Annotated in this window: 16 protein-coding genes; 6 read left to right on the top strand and 10 right to left on the bottom strand. The window is 75.0% G+C overall.

Going from position 1 to position 17,766, the window contains the following annotated elements; genetic code table 11:
• Positions 1-108: 108 nt before the first annotated feature.
• Together KV205_RS29630 and KV205_RS29625 are read left to right on the top strand one after the other, a co-directional pair.
• A complete protein-coding gene (locus KV205_RS29630; protein WP_265867806.1) occupies positions 109-1,296 on the top strand; it encodes a sensor histidine kinase in 1,188 nt (395 codons plus the stop codon).
• A complete protein-coding gene (locus tag KV205_RS29625) occupies positions 1,293-1,919 on the top strand; it encodes a response regulator transcription factor (RefSeq protein WP_265867804.1) in 627 nt (208 codons plus the stop codon). Before KV205_RS29630 ends, KV205_RS29625 begins: the two co-directional genes overlap by 4 nt.
• 46 nt (positions 1,920-1,965) lie before the next feature.
• On the opposite strand, the gene KV205_RS29620 is transcribed toward KV205_RS29625, so the two are convergent.
• From KV205_RS29620 to KV205_RS29590, 7 genes are all read right to left on the bottom strand, one after another.
• A complete protein-coding gene (locus KV205_RS29620; protein ID WP_265867803.1) occupies positions 1,966-2,412 on the bottom strand; it encodes an amphi-Trp domain-containing protein in 447 nt (148 codons plus the stop codon).
• Positions 2,409-2,861: a hypothetical protein gene (locus tag KV205_RS29615; protein WP_265867802.1), complete on the bottom strand. Its 453-nt coding sequence runs from the start codon at positions 2,859-2,861 to the stop codon at positions 2,409-2,411. Before KV205_RS29615 ends, KV205_RS29620 begins: the two co-directional genes overlap by 4 nt.
• 29 nt (positions 2,862-2,890) lie before the next feature.
• Positions 2,891-3,379: an SHOCT domain-containing protein gene (locus KV205_RS29610; protein ID WP_265867801.1), complete on the bottom strand. Its 489-nt coding sequence runs from the start codon at positions 3,377-3,379 to the stop codon at positions 2,891-2,893.
• Between the two features lie 29 nt (positions 3,380-3,408).
• Positions 3,409-3,606, bottom strand: coding sequence for a hypothetical protein (locus tag KV205_RS29605; RefSeq protein WP_265867800.1), 198 nt, complete (start codon positions 3,604-3,606; stop codon positions 3,409-3,411).
• A 35-nt stretch (positions 3,607-3,641) separates the two neighbouring features.
• Complete coding sequence (locus KV205_RS29600) at positions 3,642-5,264, bottom strand: MFS transporter (RefSeq protein ID WP_265867799.1); 1,623 nt, start codon at positions 5,262-5,264, stop codon at positions 3,642-3,644.
• Between the two features lie 108 nt (positions 5,265-5,372).
• Positions 5,373-8,321 (bottom strand): LuxR C-terminal-related transcriptional regulator, encoded by a 2,949-nt coding sequence (locus tag KV205_RS29595; protein ID WP_265867798.1) that lies wholly within the window; start codon positions 8,319-8,321, stop codon positions 5,373-5,375.
• Positions 8,322-8,914: 593 nt separating this feature from the next.
• On the bottom strand, positions 8,915-9,274 hold the full coding sequence (locus KV205_RS29590; RefSeq protein ID WP_265867796.1) for a DUF5955 family protein: 360 nt from the start codon (positions 9,272-9,274) through the stop codon (positions 8,915-8,917).
• Between the two features lie 152 nt (positions 9,275-9,426).
• Between KV205_RS29590 and KV205_RS29585 the strand changes: the two genes are divergently transcribed.
• The 3 genes from KV205_RS29585 to KV205_RS29575 all read left to right on the top strand — a co-directional run bounded on the left by KV205_RS29585 (position 9,427) and on the right by KV205_RS29575 (position 13,357).
• Complete coding sequence (locus KV205_RS29585) at positions 9,427-10,041, top strand: NTP transferase domain-containing protein (RefSeq protein ID WP_265867795.1); 615 nt, start codon at positions 9,427-9,429, stop codon at positions 10,039-10,041.
• Between the two features lie 284 nt (positions 10,042-10,325).
• Positions 10,326-11,957, top strand: coding sequence for a malate synthase A (gene aceB / locus KV205_RS29580; protein ID WP_265867794.1), 1,632 nt, complete (start codon positions 10,326-10,328; stop codon positions 11,955-11,957).
• Positions 11,958-12,208: 251 nt separating this feature from the next.
• The gene (locus KV205_RS29575; RefSeq protein WP_265867793.1) at positions 12,209-13,357 is read left to right on the top strand and encodes a GDSL-type esterase/lipase family protein; all 1,149 of its coding nucleotides are present in this window, start codon (positions 12,209-12,211) and stop codon (positions 13,355-13,357) included.
• Between the two features lie 35 nt (positions 13,358-13,392).
• On the opposite strand, the gene KV205_RS29570 is transcribed toward KV205_RS29575, so the two are convergent.
• Positions 13,393-15,198, bottom strand: coding sequence for a hypothetical protein (locus KV205_RS29570; RefSeq protein WP_265867792.1), 1,806 nt, complete (start codon positions 15,196-15,198; stop codon positions 13,393-13,395).
• A gap of 74 nt (positions 15,199-15,272) precedes the next feature.
• On the bottom strand, positions 15,273-16,241 hold the full coding sequence (locus KV205_RS29565) for a fibronectin type III domain-containing protein (RefSeq protein ID WP_265867790.1): 969 nt from the start codon (positions 16,239-16,241) through the stop codon (positions 15,273-15,275).
• Positions 16,242-16,381: 140 nt separating this feature from the next.
• Here KV205_RS29565 and KV205_RS29560 point away from each other — a divergent pair, with 140 nt between their 5' ends.
• A complete protein-coding gene (locus KV205_RS29560; RefSeq protein ID WP_265867789.1) occupies positions 16,382-16,960 on the top strand; it encodes a hypothetical protein in 579 nt (192 codons plus the stop codon).
• Positions 16,961-16,967: 7 nt separating this feature from the next.
• Here KV205_RS29560 and KV205_RS29555 read toward each other — a convergent pair whose 3' ends face one another.
• Positions 16,968-17,753: an aspartate/glutamate racemase family protein gene (locus KV205_RS29555; protein WP_265867788.1), complete on the bottom strand. Its 786-nt coding sequence runs from the start codon at positions 17,751-17,753 to the stop codon at positions 16,968-16,970.
• Positions 17,754-17,766: the final 13 nt, after the last annotated feature.

Raw genomic sequence — 17,766 nt, 5'->3', positions numbered from 1 at the left:
GGCGGGGGCCGCCGCGGGCATCGCGCCACGGATGGCTCCGTAATCAAACTTTCGGTTGAGTCTGGATTGTCCGGACCGGCTCCCCGGCCCGCCTACGCTGGACGGGTCATGGATCCGCGTCACCTCACCCCCGCCCTCCGCGCCCTGCGGCTCTGCCTCCACCTGCTGATGGCGGGCCTGCTCGTGCTCGCCGCGCTGCGCGCGCACACCGCCGCCGGAGTGGCGGCGGCCGTCGTCACCGGCGTCGTGTACGCGGCCGGATCGTTCCTGCCCGCCGTACGGGAATCGCAGCGGGCCGCCGCGGTGTGGCTGGGCACGCTGTGCCTGGCGTGGCTGGTGCTGCTCTGGGTGACACCGGAGGGGCTGTGGATCGCCTTCCCGCTGTACTTCCTCCAGCTGCACCTGCTGCCGGTGCGCTGGTCGCTGCCGGCCGTCGGCCTGACGGCGGGCGCCGCGATCCTCTCGTACGTGCGGCACGGCGCCGCGCTGAACCCGGGCGTCTTCATCGGGCCGCTGCTCGGCGCGGCGGTCGCGGTGGCGACGGTGCTCGGCTACCAGGCCCTGTACCGGGAGAGCGAACGGCGCCGGCGGATGGTCGAGGAGCTGATCGCCACCCGGGCCGAGCTCGCGGCGGCCGAGCGGCACGCGGGAACCCTCGCCGAGCGGGAGCGGCTCGCCCGGGAGATCCACGACACCCTGGCCCAGGGCCTGTCCTCGATCCAGCTGCTGCTGCGGGCCGCCGAGCGGGCGCTGCCGGAGGGCTCGCCGGCCGCCGGGCACATCGAGGCGGCGCGGCGGGCCGCCCAGGACAACCTGGCGGAGGCGCGCCGGTTCGTCCGCGCGCTCGCCCCGCCCGATCTGGAGCACGGTTCGCTGGCCGGGGCGCTTGAGCGGCTGTGCGGGACGGCCGGTCCGGACGGTCCGCGCGTGCGGTTCTCCGTGAGCGGCACGCCGGTGGAGCTGCCCACCCCGTACGAGGTGGCGCTGCTGCGGATCGCGCAGTCGGCGCTCGCGAACACCGTCCGGCACGCCGCCGCCTCGCGGGCGGAGATCACGCTGTCCTTCATGGGCGGGTCGGTGACCCTGGACGTGGTGGACGACGGCAAGGGGTTCGATCCGGGCGCGCTGCGGGCCGTGTGCCCCTCCTCCGAGGGCGGCTTCGGGCTGCCGGCGATGCGCTCGCGGGCGGAGTCGCTCGGCGGGTCCTTCACCGTCGAGTCCGCCCCCGGCCAGGGCGCCGCCGTTGCCGTCTCCCTCCCCCTGCCCCTCACCCTCCCCGCTGGAGCCGACGCATGACCGTCCGACTGCTGCTCGCCGACGACCACCCGGTGGTACGGGCCGGGCTGCGCGCCGTCCTCGACACGGAGCCCGACTTCGCCGTGGTCGCGGAGGCGGCGACCGCCGAGCGTGCGGTCGAGCTGGCCGCCGCCGGGGGTGTGGACGTGGTCCTGATGGACCTGCAGTTCGGCGCGGGGATGCACGGCTCGGAGGCGACGGCGGCGATCACCGCCGTACCGGGCGGGCCGCGGGTCCTGGTGCTCACCACGTACGACTCGGACGCGGACATCCTGGCGGCGGTGGAGGCGGGGGCCTCGGGCTATCTCCTGAAGGACGCCCCGCCGGAGGAGCTGGCGGCGGCGGTACGGACGGCGGCGGCCGGCCAGTCGGCGCTCGCCCCGGCGGTGGCGCACCGGCTGATGGACCGGATGCGCACCCCGGCGGAGGCGCTGACCCGGCGCGAGCTGGAGGTGCTCCAGCTGGTCGGCGAGGGCCTGTCGAACCAGCAGATCAGCAAGGCGCTGTTCCTGAGCCAGGCGACGGTGAAGTCCCATCTGGTGCACATCTTCGCCAAGCTGGGCGTGGACTCGCGCACGGCGGCGGTGGCGACGGCGACGGCCCGGCGGCTGATCCGGCGCTAGCGCACGCGCCTTCCGGATCGGGCCGCCGGGCCGTGGGCCCGCGGGGTCACTGCTTGGCGCGGGCGCGCCTGGCCCGGCGCTTGGCGCGCTTGCCCCTCGGTTTCGCGGAGCTGCTCTTGGGCCTGGCGGACGTGGCCTTCGGCTTCGGGGCCTTGTCCTTGGGCTTGGCGGGCTTGGCGGGCTTCGCCGGCTTGTCCGGCTTGGCGGCCTCGGCCTTCGCCGCGGCCTTCGGCTCGGCCGGCGGGGGCGCGGGGGCGGCGGGTTCGCCGCCCGTACGCCATTTCAGTTCGAGCTCCATCTCGATCTCGTCGCCGTCGACCTCGATCTCCACCTCGGTGCGGAAACCGTCGGGGACCTTGAGGCTCAGCGTTCCCCCGCCGAAGGCCAGCTCGGCCTCCTCGCCCTTCCTGAACGCCTTGGCGAGCGAGGCCAGCAGGTCCGCCGCCTCCTCGTGGCTCAGCGAACGCTTCTGCTCGAACTTCAGGTCGTTCACGACGTGCTCCCGCCGGAGGCGGCGCCGGTGTCGTCCTTGCGGCTGACGCACAGGGCCCAGATGACGAATCCGGACATCGCGATCATGATGACGGACCACACCGGGTAGTACGGCAGCGAGAGGAAGTTGGCGATGATGACGAGCCCGGCGATGGCCACGCCGAGGACGCGTGCCCAGGTCTGGGTCATGAACAGTCCGGCGCTCACGAGCACGGCGACGATGCCGAGCCCGAGATGGACCCAGCCCCACCCGGTCAGGTCGAACTGGAAGACGTAGTTGGGTGTGGTGACGAAGACCTCGTCCTCGGCGATCGCCATGATGCCGCGGAAGATGGCGAGCAGCCCTGCCAGGCCGAGCATGACGGCGGCGAAGGCCGTCAGCCCCTCGGCCCAGGCGTAGCTGGCCGAACTCTTCCGTGACGTGTGGGTGGAGGCGTGTGCGGTGGCCATCTCGGTTCTCCTTTCCGTCCTCCCGTGACTCAGCTACGGGAGGCGCCGCCGGTGTCTGCCGCGGTCGTGGACGCGGACCCCGACGGGGCGTCGTCGCCCAGGACCAGTGCCTTGGCCCGGCGGAACTCCTCTTCGGTGATGTCGCCGCGGGTCCGGAGTTCGGAGAGCCTGGCGAGTTCGTCGGCGTGGCTGCGGCCGGCGCCTCCGCCGGCGCCACCACCGGAGGCGGTCTCACGGACGTAGTCGTCGAACGCCTTCTGCTGCGCGCGGGCGTGCCGGAGCTCCCGGCCGCCCATGGACTTGCCGCGGGCGATGACGTACACGAGCACGCCCAGGAAGGGCAGCAGGATCACGAACGCCAGCCAGCCGGCCTTGCCCCAGCCGCCCATGTCGTCGTCGCGGAAGATGTCGACGATGATCCGGAAGAGCAGGATGAACCAGAGGATCCACAGGAAGAGCCACAGCATGGTCCAGAAGGCGCCCAGCAGCGGATAGTCGTAGGCGAGATACGTGCCCATCTCTTGCTCCGTTCCGAATCGTCTCCCCGTCACTCGGGCAGGCGGCGCAGTTCCACCACGTGCAGTCCGAGCGACTGGAAGCGGGCCAGCAGTCCGTAGAGGTGCGCCTCGTCCAGGACGGGGCCGTACAGCACCGACTCGTGCGAGATCACCACGTGCTCCAGTTCGGGGAACGCGCTGATCAGCGGCTCCGACATGTGCCCGTCGACGCGGATCTCGTACTGCATACGGCGATCGTGCGCCGTGGGAGGTGTCATCCGCCTCACCCTTCAGGGGTGACCTGGGAGTCCCGGCCGGAGTCCCGGGTCCTCGTGGTCCGGCTCCCGGTGGGGAGTCCGCGGGTCACCAGGAAGCTCGCGAGCGTGATGCCGCCGGTCGCGAAGATCGCCGCCTTCAGGCCGTTCAGCTGCGCGGAGGCGTAGGACTCCGTGACGGCGTCCACCTCGCGCGGGGGCAGCCCGGCCTGCTCGGCGGCGGTGCGCACCTGGTCGGTCGAGACGAAGCTGACCCCGGACTCCAGGGCGATGCTCGTCTGCTGCCGGGCCTCCTCCGACAGGCGCGGGTTGTCCTCGACCTTCGTGGTGAACGCCTGGACCAGGGCGCCGATCAGGATCGAGCCGATCAGGGCCGTGCCGAGCGCCGATCCGAGGTTCTGCGCGGTGAACTGCAGGCCGCCGACCTCGCTGCGCTCCTCCTCCCCCGCGCTGGACTGGACGACGTTGCCCAGCTGCGAGGCCAGCATCCCCATGCCCAGGCCGAGGAGCGCCATCGCCCCGAAGAACTGGGCGTCGTCGATGACCGGGTCGATGGTGGCGAGGAGCCAGACGATGGCCGCCACGAGCAGCACCAGGGCCACCCGCACGACCCGGCGCGGGCCCGCCCGGCGCCCGAGCCGGGCGCCGCCGAGGGAGGCGACGAGCATGGTCACGGAGACCGGCAGCAGCCGCAGTCCGGTCTCGAAGGCGTCGAAGCCCTGCACGACCTGCAGATACAGCGGAATGGTGAAGAACAGGCCGAGCAGGATCAGGTTCTGGCTCAGCAGGGTCATCAGGCCGGACCGCAGGACGGGTCTGCGGAGCAGGGTGAGGTGGACCAGGGGGTCGCGGCCACCCTCCTCCCGCCGTCGCTCCCAGGCCCGGAACAGGGCGAGGAGCGCCACCCCGGCCGCGATCACGAACAGGGTGGGGGCGAAGCCGAACACCGTGAAGGGCGGATCGCGCGGCGCCACCCAGCCCCAGGTGGTGCTCTGCAGCACCCCGAGGACGCCGACGGCCAGGCCGGCCGCCGACAGCACGGCGCCGACGACGTCCAGGCCGGGGCGCCGGCCCGGCGCGGGGTGCTCCTCGATCGCCCGCCGGAAGAGCAGGACGGCGAGGACCACCACGACCTCGCCGGCGAAGACGAGCCGCCAGGTGAGGTACGTCGTCACCCAGCCGCCGAGCAGCGGCCCGACCGCGATGCCGGCGCCGGCGAGGCCGCCGATGACGCCGTACGCGACGGAGCGGTCCTTGCCGCGGTACGACTCGGCGACGAGGGCCGCCATCGACGGCAGCACCAGCGCGGCGCCGAGCCCCTCGACGACCGACCAGCCGACGGCCAGGACCCACAGGGTGGGCGCGGCGGCGGTCAGGGCCGAGCCCACGCCGTACACGGCCATGCCGATCAGGAAGACCCGGCGGCGGCCCAGGATGTCCCCGATCCGGCCACCGATGATCATGAAGGCGGCCATGACCAGGGCGTACAGGGTGATGACGGCCTGGATGGCGGTCACCTCGGTGTCGAAGTCCTCGACGAGCTGACTGATGGACACGTTCATGACGGAGGTGTCCAGGACCATCAGGAACTGGGCCGTGCCCAGGACGATCAGCGCGCGCCACTGTCTCACCGTGTCCACCTCTTCGTGTCCACCCGGGTCGGGCGCCCCCACGCTGCCATCACACCCGACGCGCCGGTCCGGTGCCTCACCCGCGGCGGGTGAGGCGGGCCGGGTGCGTCAGAGGAGGCCGAGGTCGCGGGCGCGGCGCACGGCTTCGTTGCGCCGGTGGACCGACAGCTTCCGGTAGACGCTCTTGAGGTGGGTCTTGACCGTGTTGACCGACACGTACAGATCGGCGGCGATCTCCTCGGTGGACATCGTCCGGGCGAGCCGGCTCAGGACGTCCCGCTCGCGGGCGCTCAGCGGCTCGACGGGTGCCTCGGGCACGGGGGTGGGGGCGGGGCCGGAGCCGGGCGCGGGGCCGGGCGCGGACACAGGGGCGGGGCCGGGGGCGAGCCAGCCCGCGGCGAGCGGGCGCAGGGACGGAGCCGTCAGAAACGGGGCGATCCAGGGCCCGGCCTCCAGGAATGGGCGCCGCAGTTCCTCCGGCCCGGCCTCCCGGAGGGCCCGGCCGAGCAGCCGGTGCACGGAGGCGAGGTCGCCCTCCAGCCGGGCGACCCGGGCGCGCACCAGCGCGGCGCGCACGGACACCGCCGGGCCGCTGCGCCCCGGTCCGGGCAGGCCGTCGAGGAGGCTGAGGGCGGTGGCGCGGTCGCCGGCCGCGAGGTACGCCCGGGCGGCGGCGATCCGGCACAGCGGCTGGTCGTCGGCCACCGCCCGCAGGACCTCGGCGGCGGCTTCGGCGCTGCCTGCCGCCAGGTGGGCGGCCGAGGCGGTCAGGGCGGCGTGGCCCCGGTCCCACGGGGAGTCCTCGGCGGCGGGAATGCGCCGCGCCGCGGCGGTGAGGGCGGCCCGGGTGTGCCCCCGGGCGAGGAGCAGCCGGGTGGTGGCGAGGCGACGGCCCGCTGCCGTCACGGGGTCGGGGTGCGAGTACGGGGTCGGGTACGGGGTCAGGGTCGGCGTCGGGCGCACGTCATCCGGGTCGCGGTCCGGGTACGGGGTCGGGTCGAGGGTCGGATCCGGTGCCGGGTGCGTGTCAGGGTCGGGGTAGGGGCCGAGGTGCGGGCCGAAGGGCAGGTCCGGGGTCGGGCGCGCGTCCGGGTACGGGCCGAGGTGCGGGCCCGGGTACGCGCCGGGGTACCGGCCCTTGTACGCGCCGGGGTACGGGACGGCGTCCGGGTCCGGGGCGTCGGGCGGGCGCCGCAGCAGGGCCTCGGCCCGGCGGGTGTCGCCGCGCTCCACGGCGACCGCGGCGAGGACGAGCCTGCCGAGTCCGGTGCCGGCCGGTACGGGGGCACCGCAGCGCTCGGCGGCGGCGGTCGCCGCGCGGATCCGGCGCTCCGCCCGGGCCGGCCAGCCGTCGAGGTAGTCGATGAGGGCCAGGTGCTCCAGGGAGTCCCGCAGCGGCAGCGCCGTGGCGGCGACGCCGGGCCCGGCGGTCACGGCGGCGAGGGCGGCCCGTGCCTCGTCGAAGCGGCCGGCCCAGAGCAGGGAGGAGCCCAGATGGGTCTGGAGCAGGGCGAGGAACTCGGGGTGCTCGTCCAGCAGCCGGGCGGGCACCTGAAGGAGCAGGTCCGAGGCGGTCGCGGCGGCCCGCTCCGCCGTACGCGCGGAGCCGGCGAGGCGGCCCGCGAGGGCGGTGAGCAGGGCGCAGCCGAGCCGGGCCGCCGCGTCACCAGCATCGGCACCGGCGGTCAGCTGTTCCTCGGCGTGGTGGAGGTGGGCGAGGCCGCGATCGAGGTCGTGGCGGGTCAGGGCACGGGCGGCGCGGACGAGGTCCGCGGCCGGGCCGGGGGTCCGGGCGTCGAGGCCGGCGAACAGCGCCTCCAGTTCGTCCGAGCGGGGGCCGGTGAAGAGCTGTCCGATCGCCAGGTCGTCGACCAGGGCGCCGGCGGCGAAGGTCCAGTCCCCGGCGGCGGCCCCCTGGGCCAGGGTCTCCGGCAGTGCGCCGGAGCCGCGCAGCCAGCGGGCCGCGCGCCGGTGCAGTTGGCGTTCCAGTCCGGGCGAGCGGCGCCGCAGATGGGCCCGGAGGATCTCCCGGAACAGCGGGTGGAGCGCGTACCAGCCGTGGTCGAAGTCCTCCACGAACGCGTTGTCGCGGAGCAGTCCGGCGAGGATCGGCGCGGCGTCGCGGCGGCCGGTCAGGGCGTCGGCGAGCTCCGGGTGGAAGCGGTCCAGGACGCTGACGCGGAGCAGCAGGTCCTGGGTCTGCTGCGGCTGCCGTTCGAGCACCTCGGCGAGCAGGAAGTCGGCGATCGTGCCGCGGTCGGCCTCGAACTCCTTGAGGTAGAGCTCCGGGTCCGGGCTGAGCCGGGCGGCCAGGGCGCTCAGCCGGAGGCCCGCCGCCCAGCCGCGGGTGCGCTCCACCAGTGCCGCTGCCGCGGCGGCGGACAGATCGAGCCCGTGCCGCGCGAGCAGCGTGACGGCCTCCTCGGTGGTGAAGGCCAGGTCGGCGTCCCGGATCTCGGTGATCTCCCCGGCCACCCGGTAGCGGTGCAGCGGGAGCAGCGGTTCGGTACGGGTGACCAGGACGAGGCGCAGTCCCGGGCCGGCGTGGTGCAGGACGAACTCCAGCTGCCGCGCCGTCTCGGGCGCGGTCATCCGGTCGAACTCGTCGATGACCACCGTCACCGGCCGGTCGAGTCCGGCGAGCTCCGCGGCGAGCCGGGCCGGCAGCGCCGGATCCCCCCGCCCGGGCCCGGCGGCCGGCCCGGCCTCGGCCCCGACCGGCGTCCCGGCGGCGCGCAGCGCCTGCAGGAAGTGCGCCCAGAACATCCCGGGCCCCTGGATAGCCGGGTCGAGCGTGAGCCAGGCGACCGGCCGGTCCAGGCCCGCGGCCCAGTCCGCGGCCAGCAGCGTCTTCCCCGCCCCCGCGCAGCCCTCGACCACGGTGAGCGGAGTCCCCGGCACCCGCCCCTCGCCGCCCAGCCGCTCCACGAGGCGCGGCCGCCGCAGGAAGGTGGTGGGGATCGCCGGCGGCACGAACCGGGTCCGGAGGAAGGGGTCACCGAGCGGGTCGACGCCGGGGCCGGCCGGTGGGCCGGACCCGGCGGGTGAGCTGGGCACGGCGGGTCGGCCCGACCGGGCGGAACCTCCGGGCCTCGCCGATCCCCCGGCCCCCGCCGGCCCGCCGGACACGACGGGTGCGCCCGACACGACGGGTCCGCCCGACACGACGGGTCCGCCCGACAGGGCGGGTCCGCCCGACAGGGCGGGTCCGCCCGACAGGGCGGGTCCGCCCGACAGGGCGGGTCCGCCCGACAGGGCGGGGCCGCCCGACAGGGCGGGGCCGCCCGGAACGGCCGGTCCACCGACCGCCGCCGATCCATCAGGCACGGCCGGGTCACCCGGCGCAGCCGGGCCCCTGGCCGCCACGGGCCCGCCCGGAACGGCCGGCCCGCCGCCGGAGGCGGCCGGGCCTCCGGGTACGGCCGCTTCCCCGGCCCCCGCCGGTCCGCCGGGCGCACCCGCCGCCCCCTGCGGACGGGTGCCGCGCGCTGCCGGCATGCTCGCCACCGCCCTTCCGTCGGACGGGCCCCGGGGCCCTGGTCCTCTTCAGTCTGACGGCGTATGGGCGTACCGGCAGAGCCGGACAAACCCCTCCGGGGTACCCGAAGGTCCCAGCCGGCCGGTTCCGGGCGGGCGGATCGGGGGGCAAGTCAGGCGTCCGGGTGGTGGTGGCCGTCGCGGGCCGGGGGGACGGTCGGCGGGCCGAAGAGGTCGACGGCGCGGCGGACGGCGGTGAGGCCTTCGGCGAGCGCGCTGACCGAGCCGAGGGCGCCGGCGACGAGGAGCAGGGAGCGGCGCAGGCGCCACACCTCGGGGGCGCCGCCGGCGGCCATCGCGTCGAGGGCGGCGAGTTCGTCCTCGGCGATCCCCCGGTCGGTGAACTCCGGGCGATGTCCGGCGAGTTCGCGACGGAGCCGGGACACGGCGGCGCGCAGTTCGGCCACTCTCGGGTCCACGCCGTCCGCGGTCACTCGCCCGGTCACTCGCCTCTGCCCCACGCTCCGCGACATGCTCCCCCTCGCACGACTTCGTACCGACCCGTCGAGCGGTGGTCAGGCGCCGGGGTCGCGGTCAGTCAACACCTCCGCGCGCCCGCCGCGCCAGCGGCATGACGCGATTTCAGGCGTCCGTGTGGCGAGGTGCGATGCGGTATGCAGTCCTCATGACGCATGAGACACACGAACCCCTGGTCGCCGGGCTTCTGCTGGCCGCCGGCGGCGGGCGCCGGCTCGGCGGCCGGCCGAAGGCGCTGCTCCCGCATCGCGGCCGTCCGCTGGTGGAGCACGCGGTGCGGATGCTGCGCGAGGGCGGCTGCGAGGTGGTGCACGTGGTGCTCGGGGCTGCGGCCGAACGGGTGCGGGCGGAGGCGGAGCTGCCGGGGTGCGTGCTCGTGGACAACCCGGAGTGGGCGGAGGGCATGGGGTCCTCGCTGCGGGTGGGGCTCGACTCGCTGCGGGCGGCGGCGCCGGTCCCGGTGGACGCGGCGCTGGTGTCGCTGGTGGACCAGCCGGGGATCGGCGCGGCGGCGGTGGCCCGGGTGCGCGGCGCGTACGGCGGGCGGGACGCGCTGGCGGCCGCCTCATACCACGGGAAGCGGGGCCATCCGGTGCTGTTCGGCGCGGACCGCTGGGCGGGGATCGCGGCGGGGGCGGTGGGCGACCGGGGGGCGCGGGACTATCTGGCGGCGCACCGGGATGCGATCACCCTGGTGGACTGTTCGGATGTGGCCGAGCCGTACGACATCGACACGGAGGCGGATCTGGCACGCCTGGAGTGAGGGGGTGACGGGAGCGAGGGGCGCGGGGCACGGGCGGGCCGGGACACCGGGAGTGAGGGCGGTGGCACCGAGCGCCACGTTCTGTCGACCCAAAGAATCTCGACATCAACAAACCATTGAACTTCCACCATGAGGAAACTAGTATCCACTGTTCAGAAGCGCCTGATCCCCCGAGACGGCGCTCCCGGCCGTATCCCGGCGCCTGTGGCACCGCGTGCCACACGACGACGCCCGGCGGCCGGGCTGGCACCGCCCGTGAAGTCCGCTGAAGGAAGTGACAGTTCATGTCCGCACCAGCGCCGTCCTCCCTGGTCGTCGTCGAAGCCGAGCCCCTGCTGCGCCAGGAGGAGGTGCTCACCGACGCGGCCCTCGCCTTCGTGGCCGAGCTGCACCGTCGGTTCACCCCGCGCCGGGACGAGCTGCTCGCCCGCCGCGCCGAGCGCCGCGCCGAGATCGCCCGTACGTCCTCCCTGGACTTCCTGCCCGAGACCGCGGCGATCCGCGCCGACGACTCGTGGAAGGTCGCGCCCGCCCCGGCGGCGCTGAACGACCGGCGTGTGGAGATCACCGGCCCGACCGACCGCAAGATGACGATCAACGCGCTGAACTCGGGTGCGAAGGTCTGGCTCGCGGACTTCGAGGACGCCTCGGCGCCGACCTGGGAGAACGTGGTCCTCGGTCAGGTCAACCTGATCGACGCCTACACCCGGAACATCGACTTCACCGACCCGAAGTCGGGCAAGTCCTACGCCCTGAAGCCGGCCGGCGAGCTGGCCACGGTCGTCATGCGCCCGCGCGGCTGGCACCTGGAGGAGCGCCACCTGACGGTCGACGGCCGCCCGGTCCCGGGTGCGCTGGTCGACTTCGGCCTCTACTTCTTCCACAACGCGCAGCGGCTCATCGACCTCGGCAAGGGCCCGTACTTCTACCTGCCGAAGACGGAGTCGCACCTGGAGGCCCGCCTCTGGAACGAGATCTTCGTCTTCGCCCAGGACTACGTCGGCATCCCGCAGGGCACCGTCCGCGCCACGGTCCTCATCGAGACCATCACGGCCGCGTACGAGATGGAGGAGATCCTCTATGAGCTCCGCGACCACGCCGCCGGTCTGAACGCCGGTCGCTGGGACTACCTCTTCTCCATCGTCAAGAACTTCCGGGACGGCGGCGCCAAGTTCGTCCTGCCGGACCGCAACGCCGTGACGATGACCGCCCCGTTCATGCGCGCCTACACCGAGCTGCTCGTGCGCACCTGCCACAAGCGCGGCGCGCACGCGATCGGCGGCATGGCGGCCTTCATCCCGTCCCGCCGGGACGCCGAGGTCAACAAGGTCGCCTTCGAGAAGGTCAAGGCCGACAAGGACCGCGAGGCCGGCGACGGCTTCGACGGCTCCTGGGTCGCCCACCCCGACCTGGTGCCGATCGCCATGGCCTCCTTCGACGCGGTCCTCGGCGAGAAGCCGAACCAGAAGGACCGGCTGCGCGAGGACGTGCACGTGGCCGGCCCCGAGCTGATCGACATCGCCTCGCTGGACGCCCACCCGACGTACGAGGGCCTGCGCAACGCGGTCCAGGTCGGCATCCGCTACATCGAGGCCTGGCTGCGCGGCCTGGGCGCCGTCGCGATCTTCAACCTGATGGAGGACGCGGCCACCGCCGAGATCTCGCGCTCGCAGATCTGGCAGTGGATCAACGCGGGTGTCGAGTTCGAGCACGGCGGGGAATCCGTGAAGGCGACGCCGGAGCTGGCCCGCCGGGTGGCGGCCGAGGAGCTGGCCGCGATCCGCGAGGAGATCGGCGAGGAGGCCTTCGCGGCCGGAAAGTGGCAGCAGGCGCACGACCTCCTGCTGCATGTCTCGCTGGACGCCGACTACGCGGACTTCCTGACCCTCCCCGCGTACGACCAGCTGGTCGGCTGACCGCACAGCGGCCGAACAGCTCGCCCTGACGGGCCGTAGGACCGACCCCGCCCCCGGCGCACGCAGCGCCGGGGGCGGGGCTTTTTGCCGTTTGCACGTTTTTCGATCCATGGCGTTTCACAAGTCACGTAACGCAACCGAAATATGCAACTACCTAGCGGTAACAAGCCGGCGCATGCGAAATTCCGCCATGCCACCGGCCGGCGGCTGTCCCCCACTCACTGCGCACCGCATCCCGCAGGAGCACAGCCATGCCTTCGTTCCGCCACCGCGCGCTGCGCGGACTGCTCCCCCTGTGCCTGGCCGCCGGCCTCGTCACCCTGGCGCCCACCCCCGCCCTGGCCTCCCCCGGCAGCGGTCCCACCGCCGTCGTCACCATGGGCGACAGCTACATCTCCGGCGAGGCCGGCCGCTGGCAGGGCAACAGCCTGACCACCAGCGGCAGCCGCACCGGCACCGACCGGGCCTGGACCGGCAGCACGTACGACCCCAGCCGGGTCTACGGCAGCTCCGAGGCCAACGGCTGTCACCGCTCCGACTCGGCCGAGGTGAACAGCGCGGGCGCGCTCACCACCGAGCAGATCAATCTCGCCTGCTCCGGCGCCACGACGAAGAACGTCTTCCGGACCGTCTCCGGCGGCGTGTCCTACAAGGGCGAGGCCCCGCAGGCCGACCAGCTCGCGGCCGTCGCCGCCACCCGTGACGTGAAGCTGATCGCGCTCTCCATCGGCGGCAACGACCTGGGCTTCGCCGACATCATCACCACCTGCGCCACCGACTACATCGTCTGGTACTCCTACTGCCACGACGACCAGCAGGCAGTCGTCGACGCGAAGATCGACGGCGTGATGGCGAACGTCGGCAAGGCGGTCGACGAGATCCGCGCCGTGATGTCCGGCGCCGGCTACGCGTCCTCCGACTACCGGATCGTGCTCCAGTCGTACCCCTCCCCCATCCCCCGGGCCGCCGAGAACCGCTATGGCGAGAGCGGCTGGACCCGTACGAACACGGGCGGCTGTCCCTTCTGGAACCTCGACTCCGACTGGGCCCGCGACTCCCTCGTCCCGCAGATCGCGAACCGCCTGAAGGCGGTGGCGACGGCGAAGGGCGCGCAGTTCCTCGACCTCCGCGACATGCTCCAGGGCCGCGAGGTGTGCGCGAAGGCCAGCAAGCAGGTGACGTCGACCACTCCGGCCTCGGCGACCACCAGCGAATGGGCCCGCTGGATCGACCAGAACGAGACCCAGGGCCCCCTCCAGGAGGACATGCACCCCAACTACTACGGCCAGCTGGCGCTCGGCCGCTGCCTGGCCCTGATCAACGCCCGGCCGACCGGGAACTTCGGCTGCCGCAACACGGCCGGCACGGGCGCGTCGGGGATGTACCTGACCACCGGCTGAACCTGATCGCCGGGAGCCCGGCGGACGCAGGCCGCTCAGGGCACGCTGACGCCCAGCGGCTTCAGGACCCGCGCGGTCTCGTGCGGGTCCGCGGCCGTCATGGTGGCGACCAGGGCGGCCGATCCGCCGGGCCAGTGGGCGGCGGCGGTGTCGAAGGCGGTGCGGCGGAACTCCAGGGGCCCCTTCTTCGCCGGGAGGGCGTCCAGGACGGCGAGCGCGCGGGCGGAGGCGGGCACCGCGGCCGGGTCGACCGGCTCGCCGCGGACGGTCAGTTCGGCCGCGGCACGGGCGCCGGCCACCGGGTCGGCGAGGGCGGCACGGAGGGCGCCCGACGGCACGGCGGACCAGTCGAGGAGGCCGAGCAGCGCGCGGGTCGAGGCGGCGTCGGGGGTGCCGGCGTTGACCGTGCCGACCGCGTCGAAGAGTTCGCCCCAGGCCTGTTCGGCGCCGTCCCGGGCGGTCAGCCAGGCGCCGAGAACCGGGCTCGCGGCGGCCTGCGGCCAGCCCTCGGCGGCGGCCACCAGCCGGGCGGCGTCCCAGCCGGCCGTCTCGGCGGCGTCGGGGACCTCGACCCGGCGCACGGCGAGCAGATAGCGGACCGCGGCGCAGCCGCGCGGGGTGAGCCCGAAGGCGTCGCCGTTGCGGAAGACGAGTCCGGTGGCGGCGAGCCGGTCGACGACGGCGGCGAGCTCGCGGGCGGGTTTGTCGAGCCGGGCGCGGTCGGTGTCGGTGAGACCGGGCGTGCCGAGCAGTCGGGCGAGTTCGCCGGCGGTCGGGGTGGTGTAGCCGGGGGACGCGGGCGGCGGTACGGGTACCGGCGCGTCCTCCAGGGCCGGGTCGACGGTCCAGTCCTCGAACTCGGCGGCGCGGCGGGCGACCGACTCGGCGGAGCAGCCGCGCTGGTAGAGCGTGTAGAGCAGGTGCGCGGCCTCGCCGCCGTACGGCCCGGAGTCCTCCCCGTCCGCGCCTTGGAGGGCGTCGACGGCGCCGGCGAGGAGGTCGGCGTCGGCCTCGACGTCCCCGCCTCCGGCCCCGATCGCGCCCTCGGGCGGCGGGAGCGGCACGGCGGGGTCGCCGTAGTAGTCCAGGTGCTCGTCGAGGAGCGCGTCGGCGAGGACGAGGTGGGGGAAGTCGTCGGGTCCGGGCGCGAGGTGGGCGTAGGGACCGGCCAGTTCCTCGGCGAGCCCGGCGGCGGTCCACCGGTCGAGCAGTGCGGCGGCGACGGTGCCGATGCCCTGGGCCACGTCGTGGTCGCCGAGCAGCGGCCCGGCGGCCGGCGGATGCTCGGCGTCGCGGACGTAGGCCCTGGTCAGGACCTCGGCGAGGAGGACGTCGGCGAGCGCGGTGCGGCCCATGAGGTCGGCCCTGCGCATGCCGTCGGGCAGCGGCGGCCCGTCGAGCCGGGCGAGCCAGTCGCGTACGGCTCCGGGGTCGCCGGGGTCGGTGCCGTCGGCGCGCAGCAGCTGGGCGTACCAGCGGGGCCAGGTGAGGTTGCCGGGGTCGCCCATGGCGCGGGCGAAGTCGGGCTCGGCCTCGCCGATGGCCCCTTCGACGCGCCGGCGGCGGTCTCCGTCGAGCCCGGCGACCAGGGCCCGCAGGACGGCCGGGTAGACGTCGAGCTCGGCGGGCGCGGCGCCCACGAAGGCCGGCAGGTCCTCCACCAGGAGCCGTCTGACCAGCGCGGGCGTGGGCTCCGGCAGCCCGCTCGTCCGGTCCGCCCCGCGCAGCGCGAGCAGGCCCAGGACGGCGTCGGCGGCCCGGGCCGCGCCGGGTCCCCGGAACTCGGGGTGCGCTGCCAGGAACGCGTCAAGACCGGTGTTGGTGAGAACGATCTCGGCCACGCTTCCCAGCGTAGTTCGGGGCGGGGCGGTGTGCCGGGTCGGCGACGTCCGTAAGAACGTCACCACCGCGACCGTCAGACCGTCACCACCGTGACCGGCGTCGAGAAGTCGCCCCAGGTGCCGTCGGGGAGCTTGGCGCGCAGGGTGAGGGCGTAGCGGACGCCCGGGGTGGCGGGGACGGTGAGGGTGTAGGCGACCGGGCCGGGGCCGGGGTCGGCGCCCCAGACGATGGTGGTGGCGAAGCGGCCGTTCAGGTGGAGCTGGTGCTCCTTGACGGGGGTGGCGGTGCGGGGCGGGGTCCAGGTGACGGTGAGGGTGCCCTCGGCGGCGCGGACGGTGACGCCGGTGGGGGCGGTGGCGGGGCGGTGGCCGGGGACGGCGGGGGTGGTGAGCGGGACCGCGTCGCTGTCGGGTGAGGAGTTCTCGGCGGCGTCCCGGGCGCGGACGGTGAAGGAGTAGGCGGTGGCGGGGCGCAGGCCGGTGACGCGGGCCTCGGTGGCGGTGCCGGGGACGGTGTGGACGCGGGAGCCGGACTGGTAGACGTCGTAGGCGGTGACGCGGGTGTCGTCGCGAGCGGGGCGCCAGGCGAGAGTCGCGGCCTCGGGTCCGGCGGGGGTGAGGCGCAGGGCGGTGGGGCGGGTGGGGGCGGTGCGGTCCTCGGCGCTCGCGGCGGGGGTGGTGGCGGTGACGGCGGCGCTGTCCGGGGAGACGTTGCCGGCGGCGTCGTGGGCGCGGACGGTGAAGGTGTACGGGGTGGCGGGGGCGAGGCCGGTGACGTCGGTCATCAGGGTGCCGGCGGGCAGGTCCTTGACCTTCTGGCCCTGGCGGTAGACGGCGTAGCCGGTGACGGCCCGGTCGTCGGTGGCGGCGCTCCACATGACGTGGACGGTGGTGGCGCTGCCGGCGGTGGCGGTGACGCCGGTGGGGGTGGTGGGGGCGCGGGTGTCCTGGGGGGCCGCGGAGGCGCCGGAGCAGGCGGTGAGGGCGGTCAGGGCGGTCAGGGCTGCGGCTGTGAGGGCGAGTGCGGTGCAGGGGCGGCGCATGGGGGGTGCCTCCGTCCGGCGGGTCCGGTGAAAGGTCTGGACCTATATCCCACGGCAGGCGGGGCGGGGACAAGAGGGCGTTGTCAGTGGGGTGCGCTTCACTGGATTCATCACTCTCCGTAGTCGAATCTGGGGGAATCGTGACGGACCGTACGACGTATGTGACGCTGGCCGGGCTGCGCGGGCGCGGCTGGAGCGACGCGATGATCGGCGAGCTGCTCGGCCAGGCCGATGTGCAGGGGCGCGACCCGCGGCGGTGGTCGCTCGCCCCGGTGCTGCTCTATCTCCTCGCGCGGGTCGAGGCGGTGGAGCGCACCCCGGAGTTCCTGGGCGCCTCCGCCGTGGCGGGGCGCGGCTCGGCGGCGGCCGGCGCGGGCGCCGAGCGGCGGCGCCTCGCGGTCCTCGCGTCGATCCGCGCCGAACCCATCGAGGTCCCCCGGCTCCCCGCCGCCGAGCTGGAGCGGCGCGCGGTGCGGCACCGGCATCTGCTCGGCGCCCGCAGTCCCGGCGGGGCGACGGCGGGCGCGATGGTCCGCTGGCAGGTCGGCTACTTGCGGCACGCCCTCTCCCGTTACGACACCCTGCTCGACGGCCTGTACGGCGACACCGGCCGCGCCGAGGCCGAGCGGCTGCTGCGCCGCCGGGTGTACGAGGCGATCGCGGCGGCCTATCCGCATCTGGCCCGCGAGTGCGGGCGGCGGATGGAGGTGGAGCGGTGAGGGGGTGTCAGGGACCGGAGACACCCAGGGCGCGGGCGATCCGGCGGCAGGCGGCCGGGATCGGGGCGACGACCGGGACCGCGAGACGCGAGCTGAGGGCGTCGGCGGCCTCGCCGAGCGGGCCGCCGCCGATGACGACCGCCTCGGCCCCGTCCCGTACGGCGCAGGCGCGGGCGGCGGTCTCCAGGGCGGCGAGCAGCGACTCGGGGCGGGCGGCGAGCAGTTCGGGGTCGCCCGTGGTGAAGCGGGCGCCCGTGTACGAGGGGGCGAGGCCGAGTCGGGCGACCTGGGCGTCGATCGAGCCGGCCAGGAGCGGTGTGGTCGTCGCGACGCCGAAGCGCCGCCCGCCCGCCGCGGCCTCGGCGAGGGCCGCCTCGCCGATGCCGACCAGAGGTACGGGTGCGGGTGCCGGCGCGAGTCCGGGCGCGAGTCCGGGCGCGGCGCACGGTCCGAGGGGGCCGGGGCTTGGCCCGGGGCGGTGCGGCGGTGTCGGGGCATCCGTCACGGGCCACGGCAGCGCGCGGAGTTCCGGCACACCCGGGTCGCCGAAGGCCGCGACGATCAGGGCCGCGCAGTCGCCCGAGGCCAGGGCCTCGTGCGCGGCCGCCACGACGTGCGGGGCGGCGGCGCGCAGGGCGGCGGGGTCGGTGAGCATCGGCGGGCCCGCGGCGACCGTGACGCCCCGGACCCGGAGGCCCGTGCCGGCGAGGGCGCGGCGGGCGATGCCGGTCATCATCCGGGTGGTGGCCGCCGAGGTGTTGGGGTTGACCAGGACCACGGCGGGCGGGCGCACGCCCGGCGCCCCG

This window comes from Streptomyces sp. SKN60 (assembly GCF_026236535.1).
GTDB lineage: Bacteria > Actinomycetota > Actinomycetes > Streptomycetales > Streptomycetaceae > Streptomyces.
Note: the sequence above shows the minus strand (reverse complement) of the source record. Positions and strands in the feature narration are given on the sequence as shown.

Excerpts from the sequence above, each read along its gene's own strand:
- KV205_RS29630 (WP_265867806.1), top strand. The coding sequence starts at position 109 with ATGGATCCGCGTCACCTCACCCCCGCCCTCCGCGCCCTGCGGCTCTGC.
- KV205_RS29625 (WP_265867804.1), top strand. The coding sequence starts at position 1,293 with ATGACCGTCCGACTGCTGCTCGCCGACGACCACCCGGTGGTACGGGCC.
- KV205_RS29615 (WP_265867802.1), bottom strand. The coding sequence starts at position 2,861 with ATGGCCACCGCACACGCCTCCACCCACACGTCACGGAAGAGTTCGGCC.
- KV205_RS29610 (WP_265867801.1), bottom strand. The coding sequence starts at position 3,379 with ATGGGCACGTATCTCGCCTACGACTATCCGCTGCTGGGCGCCTTCTGG.
- KV205_RS29605 (WP_265867800.1), bottom strand. The coding sequence starts at position 3,606 with ATGCAGTACGAGATCCGCGTCGACGGGCACATGTCGGAGCCGCTGATC.
- KV205_RS29590 (WP_265867796.1), bottom strand. The coding sequence starts at position 9,274 with ATGTCGCGGAGCGTGGGGCAGAGGCGAGTGACCGGGCGAGTGACCGCG.
- KV205_RS29585 (WP_265867795.1), top strand. The coding sequence starts at position 9,427 with ATGACGCATGAGACACACGAACCCCTGGTCGCCGGGCTTCTGCTGGCC.
- aceB (WP_265867794.1), top strand. The coding sequence starts at position 10,326 with ATGTCCGCACCAGCGCCGTCCTCCCTGGTCGTCGTCGAAGCCGAGCCC.
- KV205_RS29575 (WP_265867793.1), top strand. The coding sequence starts at position 12,209 with ATGCCTTCGTTCCGCCACCGCGCGCTGCGCGGACTGCTCCCCCTGTGC.
- KV205_RS29565 (WP_265867790.1), bottom strand. The coding sequence starts at position 16,241 with ATGCGCCGCCCCTGCACCGCACTCGCCCTCACAGCCGCAGCCCTGACC.